The following is a 20,013-nucleotide window of genomic DNA, read 5'->3' on the forward strand; positions in this document are numbered from 1 at the left end:
TCGCTCCCCCGCCCGAGCCGCGTCAGCGCTCAACCGAAAGTGAACGCGTAGGCCTGCGCGCCGGCGTCGAGAAACTCGATCTCGAACAGCCGCTCCCGGCTCCCCTCCGCCTGCCGCACCAGCTGGTACAGCTTCTGTGCATCGATCACGCCGTAGCCCTGTGCGTCGGTGTCCGAACCATGGTCCGCGAGCGGCGGCTTTCCATCCACCAGCACCCTGAAGCGCACCGGCTTGCCATTGGCCGCCGGGCCCAGCACCAGGTGCAGGTCGCGCGCCTGGAAGCGATAGGCGATGCGGCCGTTGGCGCTGTTCAGCACCGCGCGTTCGGCCGCCACCATCCAGTCGCCGGCCAGCGACCACTGGTTGGTGCGCAGCGCCGAGGCCGCGGGCTGGTAGGCCTTCGCACGGTCCCGCGCGATGCCGCCGGGCGAGGCAAAGCCGTGCGCGCGCTCGTGGCCCAGGTAGGTTTCGCCGGAGAGCGCCGGCTCGGCGCCGGGCGCGGCCTGGGTACCCTGGCCGAGCGGCGCCACCAGCCCGGCGGCGATGCGGGTCTGGCCCGCCTCGGCCAGCAGCTGCTGGATGACCTGCTCGGCCTTGTCGTAGCGGTTCTCGCCGAACTGATGGTGGCGGATGCGGCCCTCGGCGTCGATGAAATAGAACGCGGGCCAGGCCTGGTTGTCGAAGCCGCGCCAGATCGCGAAGTCGTTGTCCAGCGCCACCGGAAAGCCGATGCCCAGGTCCTTGACGGCCTTGCGCACGTTGGCCGGCTTCTTCTCGAACGCGAACTCCGGCGAATGCACGCCGACGACCACCAGCCCTGCGTCCTTGTACTTCTCGGCCCATGCACGAAGGTAGGGCAGCGTGCGCAGGCAGTTGATGCACGAGTAGGTCCAGAAGTCGACCAGCACCACCTTGCCGCGCAGGGCCTCGGGCGCGAGCGGCGCGGAGTTGATCCATTCGGTGGCGCCGGCCAGGGAGGGAAAGCGGCCTTCGACCCTGAGTTCGCGCGCGGGCGGCGGGGCCGTGCGATCGTCCGACACGCGCACGAGGCCCCCGTCTTCGCGCAGCGCGACCGGTTCCGCCTGCGGCTTGCCGGGCTTGATCCTGTCCACCAGCGCCTGCTCCAGCGCCGAGGTGGTACCCACCGACAGGCGGGCGAGCAAGCCGGTGTCCAGCCCCAGTGCAATGGCGCCCACGCCCGCCAGCACGGCCGCGCCGGCGGCGCGCCGCACCCATTCGCCGGTATGCAGCGAACGCTTCATGACGGAGAACAGCCGCCCGCCGAACAGCAGCGCGGCTGCGAGCGAGGTGCACGCACCGGCCGCATAGGCCAGCAGCAGCAGCGAGGTGCCGACGCTCGCGCCGTTGAGCGCCGCGCCGGTCAGGATCAGGCCGAGGATCGGCCCCGCGCAGGGTGCCCAGAGCAGGCCCGTGCCCACGCCCAGCAGCAGCGGCGAGAACCCGGATGCAGGTGCCGCGCCATCGCTGCCGCGCGGCTCGGACATGCGGACGCCCAGCGCCACCAGCGGCCGGCTCAGGCGGTCGGCCACGCCAGGGAACAGCAGGCTCAGGCCGAACAGCGCGAGCAGGGCGATGGCGGCATGGCGCCCGTATTCGTTGAGCGTGACGATCCAGCCGCCGCCCACCGCCGCCAGCGTGGCAACGGCGGCAAAGGCCAGCGCCATGCCCAACAGCATCGGCAGGCCGTGCGAGCGGAACGGACGGTCGGCGCGCGCGAACACGAAGGGCAGCACCGGCAGGATGCAGGGGCTCAGGATGGTGAGCACCCCGCCCAGGTAGGCAATGAAGAGGATGAGCATGATTCAGTCCTGGAGGGTGGTGCGGGGCGCGGCAGCCAGCGCGAGCCGGGCCTCGAGCCCGCCTTCGGCGCGGTTCTTCAGCGTGAGCTCGGCGCCCATCGCCATGGCCAGCTGGTGCGCAATGGCCAGGCCCAGCCCGGTGCCGCCGGTGCTGCGGTTGCGCGAGCTCTCGACGCGGTAGAAGGGCTTGAGCACGGCGTCGAGCTCGTCCGGCGGAATGCCGGGGCCGTCGTCGAGCACGCTCAGCACCAGCCGGCCGTCTTCTTCGGCATGCACGCGCAGGCGCACCTCGCTGCCGAACTTGAGCGCGTTGTCGATCAGGTTCATCAGGATGCGGCGCAGCGCATGGGGGCGGCTCACGATCGGCGCGCCGGCCTTGCCTTCGAGCCGCACCTGCTGGCCCACGTCTTCGTAGTCGGCCACCATGCTCTCGAGCAGCGCGTCGGCATCGATGCGCAGCGGCGGCTCCGCGGCGCCGTGCAGCGTGCGCGCGTAGGTCACGCCTTCGCGCACCAGCGAGTGCATGGCGTCGAGGTCCTGGCGGAATTTCTCGCGGTCGTGCTCGTCGTCCATCAGGTCGGTGCGCAGCCGCATCCGCGTGATGGGCGTCTGCAGGTCGTGCGAGATGGCCGCGAGGATCTCGACGCGCTCGGACATGTAGCCGGCGATGCGCTGCTGCATGGCGTTGAAGGCGCGCGCCGCGTGCGCCACTTCGGTGGGGCCCTCTTCCGCGAGCGCGCGGCCCTTGAGGTCGGGCCCGAGCCGGTCGGCCGCCGCGGAAAGCTGCGCGAGCGGCCGCGTCACCAGCCGCACCGCATACCAGGCGCACACGGCCAGCACCAGCAGCTGCAGCACCAGCAGCCACATCACCCAGCCCGACACCGGCATGCCCACGCGCATCGCATGAACGACCACGGAAGACCCGTCGCCCAGGCGCACCTGGATCTGCAGGCCCTCGGGCGGCCAGGCCACCTCGCCGACCTTGACGACCTGGAACGGGCGCATCGCATCGACGATGGCCGCGGCAAACTGCCGCGACTGCAGCGAGCCGGGCTCGGAGCCCTCTGCGCTGCCGCCCAGCACGAAGCGGTAGTTGCGCCGCTCCAGCCGGTCGAGCCAGCCGGCGCGCTCGGCTGCGGGCAGGCGGTCGAGGATGGCGACCGAGCTCGCGATGTCGCGCTCGATGCCGATCATCATCAGCTCGCGCAGCGCCATGTTCCGCTCATAGCGGATCGCCGCGAAGGTGAGCAGCTGCGCGATCGCCAGGCCCACCACGATGATCAGCGTCACGCGGTAGAACAGCGAGCCGGGCAGCAGCCGGCGCCAGCCGCGCACAGCGCCGGCCAGGTTCGCGGGAGGATTCGCGGGAGTGGACATGGACACCTTCTTCTTCGTTCATGCGGCGCGGCCGGGCACGCCGCCGCTGGCTCACACCAGGTGGATGGAAACGTCGATATTGCCGCGGGTGGCCTTCGAATAGGGGCAGGTCTGGTGCGCCGCGTCCGTCAGGGCCTGCGCCACTTCGCGGTCCAGGCCCGGCAGGCTCACGTTCAGGCGCGCCTGCAGGAAGTATTCGCCGCCCGCCGTGCCCAGGTCGACTTCGGCATCGACGGCCAGGTCGGGCGGCAATGCGACCTTCATCCTGCCTGCCGCCTTGCCCATGGCGCCGATGAAGCAGGCCGACCAGCCGGCCGCGAACAGCTGCTCCGGATTGGTGCCGCTGCCGGCGCTGCCGGGCGACGAGAGCTTGATGTCCAGGCGGCCGTCGGAGCTGCGCGCCTCGCCATCGCGGCCCCCCGAAGAGGTGCGGGTCTTGCCGGTGTAGAGAACTTTTTCGATGCGGGTCATGGTGGTTTCCTTGGGTGGGTTGGTTCGGGAACGCACGGATTGTTGAGCCGCCTTCCCCCGGCCCGCGCAGATTGCGTATGCCTGTGTACGGCGCCCGCCGCGCCAGATACTTGCGAATACAAAACCGCCGGCCCGGGGCGGGCGGGCGGCTACATTGCGGCTGCGGAGCGCTTTCCGCACCCACCCCTTTTTGCTCACCGCCATGACGCCAAAGACCTCCGACCACATCCTCATCGTCGATGACGACCGGGAAATCCGCGAACTGCTCACCACCTACCTGGTGAAGAACGGCTTGCGCGTGGTCGCGGTGCCCACCGGCCGCCACATGCGCGCCGCGCTCGAGGAGTCGGGCCCGTTCGACCTGATCATCCTCGACCTGATGCTGCCCGGCGAAGACGGGCTCACGCTCTGCCGCGACCTGCGCACCGGCAAATACAAGGCCACGCCCATCCTGATGCTGACCGCGCGCAGCGAGGAGGCCGACCGCATCCTGGGCCTGGAGATGGGCGCCGACGACTACCTGGCCAAGCCTTTTTCCGCGCGCGAGCTGCTCGCGCGCCTGCGCGCCGTGATGCGGCGCACGCGCATGCTGCCGCCGAACATGGGTGCGGTCGAACCCTCCCAGAAACTGAGCTTCGGCGAATGGCAGGTCGACACGGTGGCGCGCCACCTGATCGACGACAGCGGCGTCATGGTGGCGCTGAGCGGCGCCGAATACCGGCTGCTGCGCGTGTTCCTCGACCATCCGCAGAAGGTGCTGAGCCGCGACCAGCTGCTGAGCCTCACCCAGGGCCGCGAGGCCGAGCTCTTCGAGCGCTCCATCGACCTGCTCGTGAGCCGGCTGCGCCAGCGGCTGCGCGACGATGCACGCGAGCCCCGCTACATCAAGACCGTGCGCAGCGAAGGCTATGTGCTCGCTTCGGCCGTCGAAGCCATGGACTGACTGGTGCCTTTTGCATCCCGCTTGACCTCAAGTTAGGTTGAGGCTGCACATTGCGCAGCATGAACCATGACCCGCAACCCTCCGCCCGCGTCGCGCAGGCGCTCCAGATCCATCGAAGCATTGCGGCATGCCACGCGTACCTTGCGCGCAGTGACGATGCCCACGCGCTGACGGCCACGCTGATGCTGCCCTGCTACCGCGCCGAGTTCGAGCGGCTGGTGCTCGCGATGTCCGCCACCGAAAGAAACGAACTGACGTCGCTGCTCCCCATCGGCGAGGAGCGGCAGTCCCTCAGTCTTCCGCGCGCCTGATCACGAGGCGGCGGGCGCCCGGCCCTTCCGACGACAGCTTGTCGGCCGGGTTGCGCAGCCGGCAGCGGTCGATCGACAGGCAGCCGCAGCCAATGCAGTCGTCCAGCGTGTCGCGCAGCTTCTTGAGCTGGGCCATGCGTTCGTCCAGCTCCGCGCGCCAGCCGGCGGAAAGCCGCGCCCAGTCCACGCGGCTGGGCGCGGCCGAGGTGGGCAGCGTGGCCAGCGCATCGGCGATGTCGGCCAGCGCAATGCCCACCCGCTGCGCGACGCGGATGAACGCCACGCGCCGGAGCACGTCTCGCCCATAGCGGCGGTGGTTGCTCGGCGCCCGGTGGCTCGCGATGAGCCCCCTGGATTCGTAGAAATGCAGGGTGGACACCGGCACCCCGCTGCGCTGCGCGACCTCGCCCACCGAAAGCGTGGCGGGAAAATCGTGCGGTGATTCTGCTGGCTTGGATTTCATCGAGACCTCTCAACCTCGACTTTAGTTGAGGTCTGAAGGTCTCACTCCACAGTGGCGCCGGAAGCCTTGACGATGCCGGCCCAGAGCGCACTTTCCTTCGCGATGAGGGCGGCGTATTCGGCCGGGCCACCGAGCAGCGGCACCGCGCCTTCCACGCCCAGGCGCGACTGGAATTCAGCGCTGCCCGCCACCTGGAGCATCTGCGCCGAAAGCTCCTTCACGAAGGCGTCGGGCGTGCCGCGCGGCGCGAGGACGCCGTAGGTCAGCGTGCTCTCGAAGCCCGCGAGTTCGCGCAGGCCCGACTCGGCCACGGTGGGCACGTCGGGCAGCGAAGGCAGCCGCTTGGCGCCCGTGACTGCAATGGCGCGCAGCCGGCCGCCCTTGACCAGCGCGAGCGCGGGCGGAACGACGCTGAACATCATCTGCACCTGCCCGCCCGCCAGGTCGGTGAGGCCGGGGTTGGTGCCCTTGTAGGGAATGTGATTGATCCGCGTGCCGGTGCGCTCTGCGAAGAGCTCGCCGGTCAGGTGGCCGCCGGTGCCGCTGCCGCTCGATGCGTAGTCGAGCAGGCCCGGCCGCGCCTTGGCCTCGGCGACCAGATCGGCCACCGTGCGGATCTTCGATGCGGCGGGCACCACGAGCACCAGCGCGGACGAAGCGAACATGGCCACGGGCAGCAGGTCCTTGCGCGCGTCGAACTTCAGGCCCTTGTAGAGCGCTGGGTTGATCGACACGGTGCCGGTGTGGCCCAGCAGCAGCGTGCCGCCGTCGGGCGCGCTGCGCACCACCTGCTCCGTGCCGAGGTTGCCGCCCGCGCCGGGCTTGTTGTCGACGATGACGCCCTGCTTGCGCAGCTCGCCCAGGCCCTTGGCCATCTGGCGCGCGAACACGTCGTTGCCGCCGCCGGCCGCAAAGGGCACGACGATGCGGATCGGCCGGGCCTCGTTCTGCGCGTGCGCAGGCAGCCCCGCCGCCGCCACCAGGCCGAGCAGCAGGCCGCGTCGGGCGCGGTCCATCAGACGCGTTCCAGGATCACGGCAATGCCCTGCCCCACGCCGATGCACATGGTGCACAGCGCATAGCGGCCGCCGCCCTTGTGCAGCTGGTTGACCGCGGTGGTGGCCAGGCGTGCGCCGCTGGCGCCCAGCGGGTGGCCGAGCGCAATGGCGCCGCCGTTGATGTTGACGCGCGGGTCGTTGTCCTGCAGGCCCAGCAGGCGCAGCACGGCAAGGCCTTGCGCCGCGAAGGCTTCGTTGAGTTCGATCACGTCGATCTGGTCGAGCGTGAGGCCGGTGAGCGCCAGCACCTTTTGCGTGGCGGGCGCCGGGCCGATGCCCATCACGCGCGGCGCCACGCCGGCGGTGGCCATGCCGACCACGCGGGCGCGCGGCGTCAAGCCATGCTTGGCGGCGCTGGCTTCGTCGGCCAGCAGCAGCGCGCAGGCGCCGTCGTTCACGCCGCTGGCGTTGCCGGCCGTCACGGTGCCGTCGGGGCGCACCACGCCCTTGAGCTTGGCCAGCGATTCGAGGCTGGTTTCGCGCGGATGCTCGTCCTTGTTGACGATGATGGCGTCGCCCTTCTTCTGCGGCACGGTCACGGGCACGATCTCGGCGTCGAAGAAGCCGGACTTCTGCGAGGCCACGGCGCGCAGCTGCGAGTTGAGCGCCATCAGGTCCTGCGCCTCGCGCTCGATCTTGTAGTCGGTGGCCACGTTCTCGGCCGTCTCGGGCATGGAGTCGACGCCGTACTGCGCCTTCATGAGCTTGTTGACGAAGCGCCAGCCGATGGTGGTGTCGTACACCGCGTTGTTGCGGCTGAAGGCGCTCTCGGCCTTGGGCATGACGAAGGGCGCGCGGCTCATGCTTTCGACGCCGCCGGCAATCATCAGGCCGGCCTCGCCCGCGCGGATGGCGCGCGCCGCGGTGCCCACGGCATCGAGGCCCGAGCCGCACAGGCGGTTGATGGTGCCGCCGCCGATTTCGAGCGGCAGGCCCGCGAGCAGCGCCGACATGCGCGCGACGTTGCGGTTGTCTTCGCCGGCCTGGTTGGCGCAGCCGTAGAGCACGTCGCTCACGGCCTGCCAGTCGACGTTCTTGTTGCGTTCCATCAGCGCCTTGAGCGGCACGGCGCCCAGGTCGTCGGCGCGCACGCTGCTGAGCGAACCGCCGTAGCGGCCGAAGGGGGTGCGAACGGCGTCGCAGATGAAGGCTTGGTTGGTCATGTGAGTTGTCTCCGTAATGGAAGTGAACGGGTCAGGCAGCGATCGGCAGGCCGACCAGCTTTTCGAGCTCTTCGCGGCTGAGGCCCTCGACCAGGTCGACGAGCTTCAGGCCCTCGGGCGTGCATTCGAGCGTGGCCAGGTCGGAGTACACGCGCTTGACGCAGGCGATGCCGGTCAGCGGATAGCTGCATTCCTGCACCAGCTTGCTCACGCCCTGCTTGGTCAGCAGGTCCATCATGACCCAGGTCTGCTTGGCGCCGATGGCCAGGTCCATGGCGCCGCCGACCGCGGGAATCGCGTCTTTCTCGCCGGTGTGCCAGTTGGCCAGGTCGCCCGTGGCCGACACCTGGAACGCGCCGAGCACGCAGATGTCGAGGTGGCCGCCGCGCATCATCGCGAAGCTGTCGGCATGGTGGAAGAACGAGCCGCCCGGCAGCAGCGTGACGGGCTGCTTGCCGGCGTTGATGAGGTCGTAGTCTTCCTGGCCGGCCTCGGGCGCGGGGCCCATGCCGAGGATGCCGTTCTCGCTCTGCAGGATGACCTCGCGGCCCTTGGGCAAGTGGTTGGCCACCAGCGTGGGCTGGCCGATGCCCAGGTTGACGACGGCGCCGTCGAAGATGTCCTGCGCCACGCGGGCTGCGAGCTGGTCCTTGGTGCGACGTTGGTAGGTTGTCATGGTCATGCTGCCTTCTTGAAACCGCCGGCCTGGGTGGCCACGCGTTCGATGCGCACCACCTGGTGCACGAAGATGCCCGGGGTCACGACGGTCTCGGGGTCGAGGGTGCCGAGTTCGGCGATGTCGTGCACGGTGGCAATGGTCTTCTTCGCGGCCATGGCCATCACCGGGCCGAAGTTGCGCGCGGCCTTGCGGTAGACCAGGTTGCCCCAGCGGTCGCCGCGCTCGGCCTTGATGAGCGCCACGTCGCCGTGGATCGGGTATTCGAGCACGTACTGCTTGCCGTCGATCTCGCGGGTTTCGCGGTTGCCCGCGAGCTGCGTGCCGTAGCCCGTGGGGCAGAAGAAGGCGCCGATGCCGGCACCCGCGGCGCGGATGCGCTCGGCCAGGTTGCCCTGGGGCACCAGTTCGAGTTCGATCTTGCCGCTGCGGTAGAGCCCGTCGAACACCTGGCTGTCGGCCTGGCGCGGAAAGCTGCAGATGATCTTGCGCACGCGGCCGGCCTTGAGCAGCGCGGCCAGGCCGGTTTCGCCGTTGCCGGCGTTGTTGTTGACGACGGTGAGGTCCTTGGCGCCCTGCTCGACGAGGCCGTCGATGAGTTCGCCGGGAATGCCGGCGGTGCCGAAACCGCCGATGAGAACCGTGGCGCCGTCTTGGATGCCTGCCAGGGCATCGGCGACCGAGCGCGCGATCTTGTTGATCATGAAGCCTGTCTCCGGGAGTGAGGAAAGAAAGAGAAATCGAACCGTGCGAACGACCTGCCCCAACCATCCGACCAGACCGGGCCGATTCCGTGTTTTGCGAATCGCCGATTTGTTCGTATAAAGAACATTTGTTCGTATAATGAATTCTAAAGAGGATCGCTCCACATGGCAACCCATACCCCGCAAACAGAGACGCCCGCCCCCGGCGACAGCTACGTGCAGTCGTTCGCGCGCGGGCTCCAGGTGATCCGCTCGTTCAGCGAAAGCGCGCCGCGCCAGACGCTCAGCGAGGTGGCGGCCGCCAGCGGCCTCACGCGGGCGGGCGCGCGGCGCATCCTGCTCACGTTGCAGACGCTGGGCTACGTGGTGAGCGACGGCAAGCTCTTCACGCTCACGCCGCGCATCCTCGACCTGGGCTTTGCGTATCTTTCCTCGATGCCGATCTGGAACCGTGCCGAGCCCGTGATGGAAGCGCTGGTGCAGCAGGTGCAGGAGTCCTGCTCGGCCGCGGTGCTGGACGCCACCGACATCGTCTACGTGATGCGCGTGCCGACCAAGAAGATCATGCACATCAGCCTGGGCGTGGGCTCGCGCCTGCCGGCCTACTGCACCTCGCTCGGCCGGCTGCTGCTGGCCGACCTGGACGACGAAGAGGTGCGCGCGCGGCTCGAGGCCTCCGATCGCCAGGCGCTCACCAAGCACACGGTGACCGACATCGACGCCCTCATGGCCAAGGTGGCGCAGGCGCGCAGGCAGCAGTGGTGCCTGGTGAACCAGGAGCTCGAGGAAGGCCTGATCTCCGTGGCCGCCCCCATCGTCAACCGCCAGGGCCGCATGGTGGCCGCGCTGAACATCAGCGGACAGGCCAACCGCACCAGCGCCAAGGTGATGCAGGAGACGATCCTGCCGGCGCTGCGCGAAGCGGCAGACCGGATTTCGCGCTTGCTCTGATCCGGACGGGTATTCATGGACACGTCACATCGGTTTCTTAGATTGCGCTGCGCACCAAGAACCATGGGAGGGTCCATTCATGTCCATTCGCTTCGCCTCGTCGAGCCTGCCACGCCACCTGATGCTGGCAGTCGTTTCTTCTGCTGCCCTTGCCGCGTGCGGCGGCGGCAATGGAGGCGGCATCGCCTTTCCGCCGCTGGTGGGTGCGCCCGCTCCGGCACCCGCACCGGCGCCCGCACCTGCCCCCCAGCCGCCGCAGGACGACGGCGCGGGATTGCCTCACAAGCTGACCGGTTGGGCCTCCCTGGCCGATACGTTCCGCTGGCCCGGCCCGACCACGGGCCAGTTCATCACCGCCGCGCTCGGCGTGACGCCGCCCTTCGTCGACGCGCAACCCGTTCCGGGTTTCTCGGCGCTGCTGAAGAACGATGACGGCACCTGGACTGCCATGCCCGACAACGGCTACGGCAGCAAGAGCAACTCCGGCGACTTCGTGACCGGCTTCTACAACGTCAGCATCGACTTCCGCACCGTGGCCGACGGCACGACGGTGCCCGGCACCGTCAAGGTGAACAGCCACGTCGATTTCAACGACGCCAACGGCTTCCTGAAAGACGGCAAGGGCGTCGACCTGAAGATCACGGCCGACTTCGCCAATTACCAGACGGTCTCCGGCAACAACCTGGTCGACAGCGGCAAGCCGGTGGATCCGCGCATCGTCGGCGGCCGGCTGCTGACGGGCTCCGACCTGGACGTCGAGTCGATCGCCCGCGCAAAGGACGGCAGCTATTTCGTTGGCGAGGAATTCGGCCCCTACATCCTGCACTTCGACAAGAACGGCACGCTGATGGGCGATCCGGTGCCGCATCCGTTCCTGCGCAGCCCGTCCAACCCGCTGGTGATGAACGACGGCGCCACCGCGACATCGCTCTCGAGCCGGGGCTTCGAGAGCCTGGCCTTCAACGGCGACGGCAGCCGCCTCTACGCGGTGCCCGAAGCAGCGCCCTCGCTGGCCTCGCTGCGGCCCGTGTCCGACGACGAGCGCTACCTGAACTTCTTCGAGTTCGATCCCGCCTCCATGCTCTACACCGGCAAGAACCCGGTCTACAGGAAGGACGGTCCCGCCAAGGACAACCAGATCGTGATCGGCGACATGACCAACGTGGGCGGCAACAAGTTCGTGCTGATCGAGCGCGACAGCCTGTTCGGCGCCAAGGCCGTGGTCAAGCGCCTGTACATGGTCGACCTCGACGTGAAGGATGCCGACGGCGTGCTCAAGAAGACGCTGCTGGTCAACCTGCTGAACATCTCCGACCCGACGGACATTGGTGGCCCGCTGGCTGGCGTGGTGGCCGGCAAGTTCGGCATGCCCTTCGATTCGATCGAAAGCGTCGAGGTGGTGGACGACCACACGCTGGCCGTTGCGATCGACACCAACTTTCCGACGGAAGACGGCCGCGTCCCCGGCAAGCCGGACGACACGGAAGTCATCACCATCCGCTTCGACCAGGCGCTGTTCAAGCGCGCCGCGTCCAAGACCTGAAGCATCCAGGATCTGAAGAGCGCCGGGGCTCCCCCGGTCAGCTCTCCGAGTGGATGCCCTTCATGATGATCACGCCACCCAGTCGCGCCGTGTCCGCGCGCATGCGCTTGGCCAGCGCGTCGGGCGCGCCGGGCTGCGCCTGCCAGCCGGTCTTCAAGAGCGCCTGGCTCACCTCGGGCGAGCCGAGCACCTCTGCCAGCGCGGCATTGAGCCTGGCGATGGCGGCAGGCTTCATGCCCGCGGGCGCGGCCAGCGCGGTCCAGATCTCGAGGTCGGCGCCGCGCACGTCGGCGTCGCGGATGGTGGGCAACTCGCTGGCCAGCGGACTGCGCTCGGGCGAGGTCACGCCAATGGCCTTGAGCTTGCCCGACTTCACATGCGGCATGGCCAGGCCCGGCGGCAGCAGCGCCAGCTGGATCTCGCCCGCCAGCAGGCCCGCAATGACCTGCGGATTGCCGGTGTAGGGCTTGTGCTGCGCGGTGATGGCGGCGCGGCTCTTGAGCAGTTCCATGCCCAAGTGGCCCACGGTGCCCACGCCCGGCGTGCCGTACTTGCCGCCGCTGCCGAGGTTGCGCACCCACAGCAGTTGTTCGGCCGACGTCTTGCCGGTGGCGTTGCCCGACACCGCCAGCACCAGCGGCGCGGTGCCGATCATGCCGACCGGCGCAAAGTCTTTCTCGGGGTCGAAGCCGAGCTTGGGGTTGAGCAGCCTGGCAATGGTGAGATTGCCGTTGATCAGCGCGCCGATGGTGTGGTCGTCGGTCGCCTTGGCCACCTGGTCGGCCACCAGGTTGCCGCTGGCGCCGGGCTTGTTCTCGACCGTGACCGGCTGGCGCAGGATCTTCGACAGCGGCTCGGCAATGGCGCGCGCCGCCAGGTCGGGCGATGCGCCGGCAGGAAATCCCACGAGGATGCGAACGGGCTTGCTCGGCCAGGCGGCGTCGCCGCCGGCAGCGGCGGTGCCGGCGCGCTGGGCCCACGAACCGGGTGCAAAAAGCGATGCGGCAACTGCTGCTGCGCCGCTTTCGAGCAAGCGGCGTTTGGTGATCTTCAAGATGGCTCCAGAAAGAGTGGGAGGGAGTCCGGCAACGTTGCTGACGTCGCACTTACAGAACGTTACAGGATCGTGCTGCATTGCGCAACCGTTGACCCTGCTGCAGGCACGCCCCGCGCCTGCTTCCTCGCCTCGATCCGCGTCAGTTGAATAGGCCCTGCTGCGTGGCCTGGTGCACCGCCTGGGTCCGCGACTTGACGCACAGCTTGCGGTAGATGTTCTTCGCGTGAAACTCGATGGTGTTGACGGAAAGCGACACGGCCTCGGCGATCTGCTGGTTGCTCCAGCCCTGGGCAATGAGGCGCAGCACTTTCAGCTCGCGCGGCGACAGCAGCGGCTTGCCCTGTGCGAGGCTTTCGGGCACGGGCAGCTGTATGGCAATCGGCTTCGGCTGGGCGGAGGCAGCGAACAGGCCGAGGATGCGGCGCGCAATGCGCGAATCCACCGGCGCGCCGCCGCGTTCGATGGAACGCAGCAGGAACGCGAGTTCGGCGTCGTCGGCTTCGGTCAGCACATAGCCCACCGCACCCGCGGCAATGGCGGCGCCCACCAGGCCGTCATCGTCGGTTTCCGACATCGCGACGACGTCGATGTGCGGATGGTCCCTGCGCACGTGATGGATCAACGCCGCGCCATCGCCATCCGGCCCGTCCATGCCCACGAGCACGAAGCTGAAGGCCTGCGCGGCCAGCATGAAACGGGCCTCGGCCTGCGTCGACGCGGCCGCCAGCTGCAAGCCCGGCGCCACCGTGGCAAGGATGCGCCGCATGCGTTCGGACACGCTCGGGCTGCCCTCGACGATGAGGGCGCCACCACGCATGCCGGCTCCAGGGCTGCTGCCGACGGATATCTGATTGGCCACGCGCACTTTCCTTTCGGCCGCACAAGGCGTGCCGAGATTGATCTTTTGGCTTGAACATTGCATGAACGATGCCCGGCCAAAAGTGCCGGCGTGGCGCCCGGCACTTCGAGGCATGCAGGCACTCCGGTTCTCATTGGCAAACCGGCTCCGGACCCGCTTTTCAGGGGCTTGGAAGGTGCAGCTGGAACGGCCGTTTTGTGGCCCCGTGTTACGTATTTGCCACTGCGCGCGTTACGTAGCGCGCCCCTCGGCCACACAGGTTTCAAGCCGTCAATTCGAGTGTCCGCACTGTGTCCGAAGGTTACTCCCCCACTTACAATCCCTGCCGCATCATCCCTTCCCCCATACGAGGTCTTGTCCGCAATGCCCAAGAGCCCCCTGCCGCGCACGCGCTTCAGCTTTTCTCCCACCGTGCGTGCCCTGCTCCTGGCCACCGCCTGTGGCATCGCATTGCCCGTGCTCGCCGCCGCTGAGCACGACGAAGTCGACCGGCTCATGCAGGCCGGCAAGCTCGACGAGGCCATGACCCGCGCCGATGCGTTCCTGAAGGACAAGCCCAAGGACCCGCAGATGCGCTTCCTCAAGGGCGTGATCCAGCTCGACACCGGCAAGCGCGCCGAGGCCATTGCCGCCTTCACCCAGCTCACGCAGGACGCGCCCGAGCTGCCCGAGCCGTACAACAACCTTGCCGTCATCTACGCGAGCCAGAACCAGTTCGACAAGGCACGCGGCGCGCTCGAAAGCGCGATTCGCACCAACCCGAGCTACGCCACGGCGCAAGAGAACCTCGGCGACGTGTATGCGCGGCTGGCCAGCCAGGCCTACAGCAAGGCGCTGCAGCTCGACCAGAACAACACCGCGGTGCAGCCCAAGCTCGCGGTGATCCGCACCCTGTTCACGCCCGCGCCGGCTGGCGGCAAGCCCTCGGCCGTTGTCGCGGCGGCAGCGCCCGAGGCCACGCCCCGCGCGGCACCGGCTGCGAAGGCTGCGGCACCTGCTCCGGCACCCGCGCCCGTCGCGAAGGCGCCTGCCGCTCCGGCGCCTGCTCCTGCGCCTGCACCCGTCAAGGCAGCAGCGCCCCCCGCAGCCGCACCAGTGCCCGCAGCACCACCACCGCCCCCCACCGTGGTGGCCAAGGCACCCGAGGCTGCTCCGGTGCCGGCGGCGCCCGCGCCAGCACCGGCCGCTGCGCCCTCTTCCTCCTCCACCGCCGAAGTCGAATCGGCCGTGCGCGGCTGGGCTGCCGCATGGGCCGGCCAGGACATGGACCGCTACCTTGCCGCCTACGGCCCCGACTTCAACCCTGGTGGACAAAGCCGCAAGAGCTGGGAAGAAGAACGCCGCGCGCGCATCGTCGGCAAGTCGAGCATCAGCGTGAACATCGAGAACCTCGTGATCAGCGTCAACGGGCAGGCCGCAACCGCCAAGTTCCGCCAGATCTACCGCGCCGACAACCTCAACATCTCGAGCCGCAAGACGCTCGAGCTGCAACGCGCCGGCAACCAGTGGCACATCCGCAAGGAAAGCGTCGGCGGCTAGTGGCAGACATCGTCCGGCGCAGCCGGCTTCGGAAGCCTGCGCTGCGGCGCGGCGCGAACATGCTTGCCGCGCTCATGGCGGCATCGGCCCTGCTGCTGGCCACGCACGGCGCGGCCGCCGCCGCATCGACCAAGCCCGCGAGCGCCAAAACCAGCGGCGCCAAGGCCAACAAGGCTTCCGCCAGCCGCCCGGGCGCCAGGGAAGCCAAGGCCAGGGCAACAAGAAAGGCTGACGCAAGAACCGCCGCAGCAGCCAAGGGCGCCCCGCGCAACAGGACGGCAGCCGCCTCTTCTTCCGCAGCCTTGCAGCAGGCCAGCAGCGCCGAAGCCCGCCTGATCGCCGTCTACGAACTGTTCGGACGCGGCCAGCCGCGCCCCGCGCTGGCCAAGGCCCGCGACCTGGTGCGGGACTATCCCAACTTCCAGCTCGCGCAGCTCGTCTACGCCGACCTGCTCGCCACGCAGGTGCCGCCCGCGCACGCCTTTTCCGACGCCACCGGCATCGGGCGGCTGCGCAGCGACCCGGCCATGGCCGACCTGCGCGAAGAGTCCCGCCGGCGCCTGCAGGCCTTGCGCGACAGGCCGCCGGCCGGCACCGTGCCTTCGCAGTTTTTGGCGCTGTCCACGCGCAGCCGCTACGCCATTGCAGTCGACGCCTCGCGCTCGCGGCTCTACCTGCTCGAGAACTCCGACAAGGGGCTGCAGCTGGTGGCCGACTACTACGTGTCCGTCGGCAAGTCGGGCATCGGCAAGGCCACCGAGGGCGATGCGCGCACGCCGCTGGGCGTTTACTACGTCACCAGCAGCCTCGACCCCAAGTCGCTGCGCGACTTCTACGGCGCCGGCGCGCTGCCCATCAATTACCCCAATCCGTACGACGTGCGGCGCGGCAAGACCGGCAGCGGCATCTGGCTGCACGGCACCCCGCCCCAGCAGTTCTCGCGCGCGCCGCTCGCGAGCGACGGCTGCGTCGTCATGGCCAACCCCGACCTGAAGCAGCTGTTGCGCAAGGTGCAGATCGGCGCCACCCCCGTGGTCACCGCGCCCAGCCTGCAGTGGATTCCGCGCCCGCAGGCCGAAAAAGAGGCCCAGACCTTCACCAGCGCAATTTCGGCCTGGAAAGATGCCAGGGCCAATGGAAATGAAGCGCAATTGAAGAAATTCTATTTGCCCGATTTCCAGCGCAGCAGCAGCAACAAGAAAAACACCGACGGGTTTTCGGTGCTCCACGACGAAGTGGAATATGCCCAGGGCAAGCGCGTGCAGTTCAAGGACATGTCCTTCCTGCATTGGCGCGATGGCGACGACACCATGGTCGCCACCTTCGGCGAAGTCTTCGAAGGCGAGAAAAGCGGGCGCACCCGGCGCCAGTACTGGCTGCGCCAAGGCAGCGAGTGGAAGCTTTTCCACGAAGAAATCCTCGGCTGAGACCCTCCAGCGAGTGGGGTAGGTACCCCTTAGGTGTGACTTTTTGCACGCCCGACGCACCTATCTTGGGCGTTACAACTACCGTTACAACCGCGTGCTACGTAACGCGTAACGGCTTTGTTCCCGTAACAAACGCCGTTTGAATGTTCCCAAGAAACGTAACGTTGTTCACCCATTCATGGGATGCGCACACACCGTGTCAGAGGGAAAAATGTGTCTCAGGACTGTTACTCCTGCTCCCAGGCGGTGGCTTCCTGAGGACGGCAAAGGGCTGGCCGCTTTCCTGCTTAGACCCTAAGGCATAGCACAGGAAGGCCTCGAACCCACGGGTTACTGTTGTTGATACACGGAGTTACGCTGTATAACATCCACCTGGCCAGCCTCACTTGTTAACACTTTTTTAAGGGGAAATCATGCTTCGCTCTATTACTCGTTTTCTGCGCGATGAAGAAGGTGCCACTGCAATTGAATATGGAATTATTGCGGGGTTGATGGCTATTGTTTTGGCTGCAATTTTCAGCGATGCCAATGGAACTCTCGCCGCCGCACTTCGTGGCGTGTTCTCGCGAATTTCCACCACGCTGGGCGGTGCCGCTGTCGCTGCCGGCGGTTAAAACTGTTGTCTCTGCTCTTTCTCGCCGAGTCTTCATTGCTCGTCTGGTTGTTGTTTGTTGCCGTCTATGATTTCCGAAAGCGCCGTGTTCCCAATTGGCTGGTGCTTGGCGGGGCCGCGCTGGCCTTGGCAGCACTGGCTGTTGACCGGCAGCCTTTCGGACTTTCGTGGACTGCAGCCTTTCTGGGCGCAGCGATCGGGTTCGGATTTCTTCTGCTGTTTTACGTCCTCGGTCTCATGGGAGCAGGGGACGTGAAGTTCGCAGGCGCTCTCGGACTTTGGGTGGGCTTGTCGGGATTGGCGCCGATCTGGATCGCTGCAAGCTTGCTTGCCGGAGCCCACGGCGTGCTCTGGCTCATATTGAAGCGCTGGGCTGTTTTTCCCAAGGTTGCCGTGCTACTTAGGGGCCGACCGCAAGCCCCCAACGACATCGCCTCGTCAGGCCTTTCTGCACGCTTCATCCCCTACGCGGCCTATCTCGCAATGGCCACCGCGGCATGGATTGTCTGGGGGCGACAGAGTTAGCCACTGCAATCTCTGTCTCGCAGGCCCTTTCCCCCCATGGTTGCTTGCTCCTCTTCTTCAGTCCGCCGCCCATGATCAATCTCACGAAAATCGTCGCCGCCATCCTCGTGCTCCTAGCCCTCGCGCTGGGCGGCTATGCATGGTTGCTCAGCCGCCAGCCTCCACCTCCCGTCGCGGTCGCCCCCTCTGCAGCTACCGCCAAGGCCGCCCAGGCGCAGACCTTCCCGGTGGTCGTGGCGGCCAAGCCGCTGCCCGCGGGCCAGGCGATTCCGGCCGACGCACTTCGCATCGAACGCCTGACGATCAATCCCGTGGGCGCCTTCCAGGAAACCGGGCCGCTCGCGGGCCGTGTGCCCGTGATCGACCTGAGCGAAGGCTCGCCGCTTCTCGAAGGCCAACTCGTTTCCGGTCTGGCCCTGCGTGTCGCCGAAGGCGAACGTGCAGTCGCCATCAAGGCCGACGAGATCATGGGCGTGGGCAACAAGGTCCAACCCGGCGACTTCGTCGACGTGTTCCTGATGCTCAAGTCCGACGGCAAGGACATCGACCGTAGCCAGGCGCGCCTGCTCCTCTCACGCAAGCGCGTGCTGGCCTACGGCAACGCTTCCGTCGATGGCCTGCCTTCCAAGATGGACAAGAACGGCGGCGCGCAGCAGGCGCAACAGGCCCAGCGCGCCGAGCCGGCCCGGACCGCGGTGCTCGCCGTGCCGGTGGACGACATCAACCGGCTGACCCTGGCTGAAAACAGCGGCCGCTTGCTGTTGGCGCTGCGCAACCCCACCGATATGTCGGAACCAGATCCGAAGCTTTTTGCCGAGTTGCCCACTGCCCTGCAACCGCCTCCGCCAAAAGCCGGTGAACCGCGCCGTCCCCAACTCGAAGGGCTGGACCGCGCGCAGGCCGGCGTCACGACGGCTGATTTCGTAACCGGCGGCAAGCCGGGTAGCGCCGCACGCGCGCCGACCGTCGCAGCTGCCCGAGCCCCGACGGCCCGCACCGGCGAATCCCGCGGCGGGCTCAAGGTCGAGGTCATTCGCGGCGACCGCAGCGAAACCATCAATTACTGATCAGCAACAAGTGGCACGCCCATGCACGCCACGCAGGAAACGAACACCATGACGATCGCCCTTCGCGCGAAAACAGCCGGTCCGGCACGTCCTCTGCGTCCCACACTCGCTGTGCTGTGCTTGCTGGCATCGGGCGTCTGGCCTGGGGTGTCCGCCGCTGCGGATGCGGCAGAGACAGCATCTGCCCGTCCCGCATTGCAGCTGCGGATCGACGCCGGCACGCAAAAGGAATTGCTGATCAGCAAGGGCATCGAGCGCATGGCCATCGCCGACGAGACGGTGGCCGGTGTCGCGCTCACTCGCCAATCGCCCAACTCGCCGGCCGCTCGCCTCATCGTGACTGGCAAGGCTGCGGGCCGGACCACGCTCATGATCTGGGAAAAAGGCCAGCCGACCGCGACGGTCTACGCGCTCGAAGTGCGGCGCCGCGCCTCCACACTCTCCGGCTCGCTCAACAGCATGACTGCGCACCAAGAAGCGCGCGATGCAGCCATGGCCGCCGGCGGAGAAAAGGCGGCGTTGATCGACCGCTCCGTCGTCAATGTGCGAAGCAGCACCGTCCAGGTCGAGGTCAAGATCGTCGAGTTCAACCGCAGCGTGCTCAAGCAGGCCGGCCTCAACATCTTCAGCACGCGCGCCAATTCCAACGGTTTCAGCTTTGGTGTGTTCACGCCTTCGTCACTGCGCTCCACAACGTTTGCAAGCGACGGCTCGATCAGCGGTGAATACAGCAACCCGCTCGCTCAAGCCTTCAGCCTGTTGTTCAACTTCGGCAAGGCCGGGCTCGGCCTGAACGTCGGCTTCCTCGAAGGCAACGGCATGGCCCGCGTGCTTGCCGAACCGACGCTGGTGGCACTCTCGGGCCAGAGCGCGAGCTTCCTGGCCGGCGGCGAACTGCCCGTTCCGGCGCCCCAAGGCCTGGGTACCACAAGCATCGAATACAAGCCTTTCGGCATCGGCCTCACGCTCACGCCCACGGTGCTATCGAACGATCGCATCGTGCTCAAGGTGGCACCCGAAGCCAGCGACCTGGACTACACCAACTCGCTCAGCATCGGCGGTGTCGCGGTGCCCGCCATCAGCACGCGCCGCGCCGACACCACGGTGGAACTCGGCGATGGCGAAAGCTTCATCATCGGCGGCCTCGTGAGCCGCACCACGACCTCCAACGCCGACAAGGTGCCGCTGCTGGGCGACATTCCGGTGCTCGGCACTTTCTTCAAGCAGAACAAATACCAGATGAGCGAGAAGGAACTGGTGATCCTTGTCACGCCGCACTTGGTGAAGCCCATTGCGCGTGGCACCGATCTTGCCCCGTACCTGCCGGGTGGTGCCGCTGAGCAGCGCGATGGCCCCGTGTGGCGCTCGCATCTGCTGGGGCCGGCATCAGGCACGACCGTGCCGGGCTTCTCGCGTTGACGGAAACAAACTACGCAAAGCCTGTGG

At 67.7% G+C, this 20,013-nt stretch carries 20 protein-coding genes; 10 read left to right on the top strand and 10 right to left on the bottom strand.

Going from position 1 to position 20,013, the window contains the following annotated elements; translation table 11 throughout:
• Nucleotides 1–29: 29 nt before the first annotated feature.
• The 3 genes from RZE77_RS23315 to RZE77_RS23325 are packed head-to-tail and all read right to left on the bottom strand — an operon-like array spanning nt 30 to nt 3,668.
• Nucleotides 30–1,820, bottom strand: coding sequence for a cytochrome c biogenesis protein DipZ (locus RZE77_RS23315; RefSeq protein ID WP_319439466.1), 1,791 nt, complete (start codon nt 1,818–1,820; stop codon nt 30–32).
• A gap of 3 nt (nt 1,821–1,823) precedes the next feature.
• Nucleotides 1,824–3,197: an ATP-binding protein gene (locus tag RZE77_RS23320; RefSeq protein ID WP_319439467.1), complete on the bottom strand. Its 1,374-nt coding sequence runs from the start codon at nt 3,195–3,197 to the stop codon at nt 1,824–1,826.
• A gap of 51 nt (nt 3,198–3,248) precedes the next feature.
• The gene (locus RZE77_RS23325; RefSeq protein WP_319439468.1) at nt 3,249–3,668 is read right to left on the bottom strand and encodes an organic hydroperoxide resistance protein; all 420 of its coding nucleotides are present in this window, start codon (nt 3,666–3,668) and stop codon (nt 3,249–3,251) included.
• A 202-nt stretch (nt 3,669–3,870) separates the two neighbouring features.
• On the opposite strand from RZE77_RS23325, the gene RZE77_RS23330 reads away from it, so the two are divergent.
• Nucleotides 3,871–4,611, top strand: a complete 741-nt coding sequence (locus RZE77_RS23330; protein WP_319439469.1) for a response regulator — start codon at nt 3,871–3,873, stop codon at nt 4,609–4,611.
• Nucleotides 4,612–4,670: 59 nt separating this feature from the next.
• Nucleotides 4,671–4,922 carry a hypothetical protein gene (locus RZE77_RS23335; protein ID WP_319439470.1) on the top strand — a complete coding sequence of 84 codons (252 nt, stop codon included), beginning with the start codon at nt 4,671–4,673 and terminating at the stop codon, nt 4,920–4,922.
• Here the strand turns inward: RZE77_RS23335 and soxR are convergent.
• From soxR to RZE77_RS23360, 5 genes are read right to left on the bottom strand one after another with little or no spacing between them, the layout of a single operon-like run.
• Nucleotides 4,903–5,385, bottom strand: a complete 483-nt coding sequence (gene soxR / locus RZE77_RS23340) for a redox-sensitive transcriptional activator SoxR (protein ID WP_319439471.1) — start codon at nt 5,383–5,385, stop codon at nt 4,903–4,905. The genes RZE77_RS23335 and soxR overlap by 20 nt on opposite strands.
• A 41-nt stretch (nt 5,386–5,426) precedes the next feature.
• Nucleotides 5,427–6,401: a Bug family tripartite tricarboxylate transporter substrate binding protein gene (locus RZE77_RS23345; protein WP_319439472.1), complete on the bottom strand. Its 975-nt coding sequence runs from the start codon at nt 6,399–6,401 to the stop codon at nt 5,427–5,429.
• Nucleotides 6,401–7,606, bottom strand: coding sequence for a 3-oxoadipyl-CoA thiolase (gene pcaF / locus RZE77_RS23350; RefSeq protein WP_319439473.1), 1,206 nt, complete (start codon nt 7,604–7,606; stop codon nt 6,401–6,403). Before pcaF ends, RZE77_RS23345 begins: the two co-directional genes overlap by 1 nt.
• A 31-nt stretch (nt 7,607–7,637) precedes the next feature.
• Nucleotides 7,638–8,288, bottom strand: a complete 651-nt coding sequence (locus RZE77_RS23355; RefSeq protein ID WP_319439474.1) for a 3-oxoacid CoA-transferase subunit B — start codon at nt 8,286–8,288, stop codon at nt 7,638–7,640.
• Entirely contained in the window at nt 8,285–8,986 is a 702-nt protein-coding gene (locus tag RZE77_RS23360) for a 3-oxoacid CoA-transferase subunit A (protein WP_124960186.1), read from the bottom strand. Before RZE77_RS23360 ends, RZE77_RS23355 begins: the two co-directional genes overlap by 4 nt.
• A 165-nt stretch (nt 8,987–9,151) precedes the next feature.
• Here RZE77_RS23360 and RZE77_RS23365 point away from each other — a divergent pair, with 165 nt between their 5' ends.
• Both RZE77_RS23365 and RZE77_RS23370 read left to right on the top strand, forming a co-directional pair.
• Entirely contained in the window at nt 9,152–9,937 is a 786-nt protein-coding gene (locus tag RZE77_RS23365; RefSeq protein ID WP_319439475.1) for an IclR family transcriptional regulator domain-containing protein, read from the top strand.
• Between the two features lie 79 nt (nt 9,938–10,016).
• Nucleotides 10,017–11,480, top strand: a complete 1,464-nt coding sequence (locus RZE77_RS23370) for an esterase-like activity of phytase family protein (RefSeq protein ID WP_319439476.1) — start codon at nt 10,017–10,019, stop codon at nt 11,478–11,480.
• A gap of 37 nt (nt 11,481–11,517) precedes the next feature.
• On the opposite strand, the gene RZE77_RS23375 is transcribed toward RZE77_RS23370, so the two are convergent.
• On the bottom strand, nt 11,518–12,534 hold the full coding sequence (locus tag RZE77_RS23375) for a Bug family tripartite tricarboxylate transporter substrate binding protein (RefSeq protein ID WP_319439477.1): 1,017 nt from the start codon (nt 12,532–12,534) through the stop codon (nt 11,518–11,520).
• A gap of 142 nt (nt 12,535–12,676) precedes the next feature.
• Nucleotides 12,677–13,396, bottom strand: a complete 720-nt coding sequence (locus tag RZE77_RS23380) for a helix-turn-helix transcriptional regulator (protein ID WP_319439478.1) — start codon at nt 13,394–13,396, stop codon at nt 12,677–12,679.
• 363 nt (nt 13,397–13,759) lie between these two features.
• Here RZE77_RS23380 and RZE77_RS23385 point away from each other — a divergent pair, with 363 nt between their 5' ends.
• The 6 genes from RZE77_RS23385 (at nt 13,760) to RZE77_RS23410 (ending at nt 19,986) form a co-directional block, all read left to right on the top strand.
• Nucleotides 13,760–14,935, top strand: coding sequence for a nuclear transport factor 2 family protein (locus RZE77_RS23385; protein WP_319439479.1), 1,176 nt, complete (start codon nt 13,760–13,762; stop codon nt 14,933–14,935).
• A complete protein-coding gene (locus RZE77_RS23390; protein WP_319439480.1) occupies nt 14,935–16,362 on the top strand; it encodes a L,D-transpeptidase family protein in 1,428 nt (475 codons plus the stop codon). The genes RZE77_RS23385 and RZE77_RS23390 overlap by 1 nt, the downstream gene beginning before the upstream one ends.
• A 413-nt stretch (nt 16,363–16,775) precedes the next feature.
• Nucleotides 16,776–16,976 carry a Flp family type IVb pilin gene (locus RZE77_RS23395; protein ID WP_319439481.1) on the top strand — a complete coding sequence of 67 codons (201 nt, stop codon included), beginning with the start codon at nt 16,776–16,778 and terminating at the stop codon, nt 16,974–16,976.
• A 5-nt stretch (nt 16,977–16,981) separates the two neighbouring features.
• On the top strand, nt 16,982–17,500 hold the full coding sequence (locus RZE77_RS23400; RefSeq protein ID WP_319439482.1) for an A24 family peptidase: 519 nt from the start codon (nt 16,982–16,984) through the stop codon (nt 17,498–17,500).
• A 71-nt stretch (nt 17,501–17,571) separates the two neighbouring features.
• On the top strand, nt 17,572–18,567 hold the full coding sequence (gene cpaB, locus RZE77_RS23405; protein ID WP_319439483.1) for a Flp pilus assembly protein CpaB: 996 nt from the start codon (nt 17,572–17,574) through the stop codon (nt 18,565–18,567).
• A 48-nt stretch (nt 18,568–18,615) separates the two neighbouring features.
• Nucleotides 18,616–19,986, top strand: coding sequence for a type II and III secretion system protein family protein (locus tag RZE77_RS23410; RefSeq protein WP_319439484.1), 1,371 nt, complete (start codon nt 18,616–18,618; stop codon nt 19,984–19,986).
• Nucleotides 19,987–20,013 lie beyond the last annotated feature (27 nt).

This window comes from Variovorax sp. SPNA7 (assembly GCF_033807855.1).
Classification (GTDB): domain Bacteria; phylum Pseudomonadota; class Gammaproteobacteria; order Burkholderiales; family Burkholderiaceae_C; genus Variovorax; species Variovorax beijingensis.

Coding starts and splice junctions, on each gene's coding strand:
- RZE77_RS23315 (WP_319439466.1), bottom strand. CDS start 1,820: ATGCTCATCCTCTTCATTGCCTACCTGGGCGGGGTGCTCACCATCCTG.
- RZE77_RS23320 (WP_319439467.1), bottom strand. CDS start 3,197: ATGTCCACTCCCGCGAATCCTCCCGCGAACCTGGCCGGCGCTGTGCGC.
- RZE77_RS23325 (WP_319439468.1), bottom strand. CDS start 3,668: ATGACCCGCATCGAAAAAGTTCTCTACACCGGCAAGACCCGCACCTCT.
- RZE77_RS23330 (WP_319439469.1), top strand. CDS start 3,871: ATGACGCCAAAGACCTCCGACCACATCCTCATCGTCGATGACGACCGG.
- RZE77_RS23335 (WP_319439470.1), top strand. CDS start 4,671: ATGAACCATGACCCGCAACCCTCCGCCCGCGTCGCGCAGGCGCTCCAG.
- soxR (WP_319439471.1), bottom strand. CDS start 5,385: ATGAAATCCAAGCCAGCAGAATCACCGCACGATTTTCCCGCCACGCTT.
- RZE77_RS23345 (WP_319439472.1), bottom strand. CDS start 6,401: ATGGACCGCGCCCGACGCGGCCTGCTGCTCGGCCTGGTGGCGGCGGCG.
- pcaF (WP_319439473.1), bottom strand. CDS start 7,606: ATGACCAACCAAGCCTTCATCTGCGACGCCGTTCGCACCCCCTTCGGC.
- RZE77_RS23355 (WP_319439474.1), bottom strand. CDS start 8,288: ATGACCATGACAACCTACCAACGTCGCACCAAGGACCAGCTCGCAGCC.
- RZE77_RS23360 (WP_124960186.1), bottom strand. CDS start 8,986: ATGATCAACAAGATCGCGCGCTCGGTCGCCGATGCCCTGGCAGGCATC.
- RZE77_RS23365 (WP_319439475.1), top strand. CDS start 9,152: ATGGCAACCCATACCCCGCAAACAGAGACGCCCGCCCCCGGCGACAGC.
- RZE77_RS23370 (WP_319439476.1), top strand. CDS start 10,017: ATGTCCATTCGCTTCGCCTCGTCGAGCCTGCCACGCCACCTGATGCTG.
- RZE77_RS23385 (WP_319439479.1), top strand. CDS start 13,760: ATGCCCAAGAGCCCCCTGCCGCGCACGCGCTTCAGCTTTTCTCCCACC.
- RZE77_RS23395 (WP_319439481.1), top strand. CDS start 16,776: ATGCTTCGCTCTATTACTCGTTTTCTGCGCGATGAAGAAGGTGCCACT.
- cpaB (WP_319439483.1), top strand. CDS start 17,572: ATGATCAATCTCACGAAAATCGTCGCCGCCATCCTCGTGCTCCTAGCC.
- RZE77_RS23410 (WP_319439484.1), top strand. CDS start 18,616: ATGACGATCGCCCTTCGCGCGAAAACAGCCGGTCCGGCACGTCCTCTG.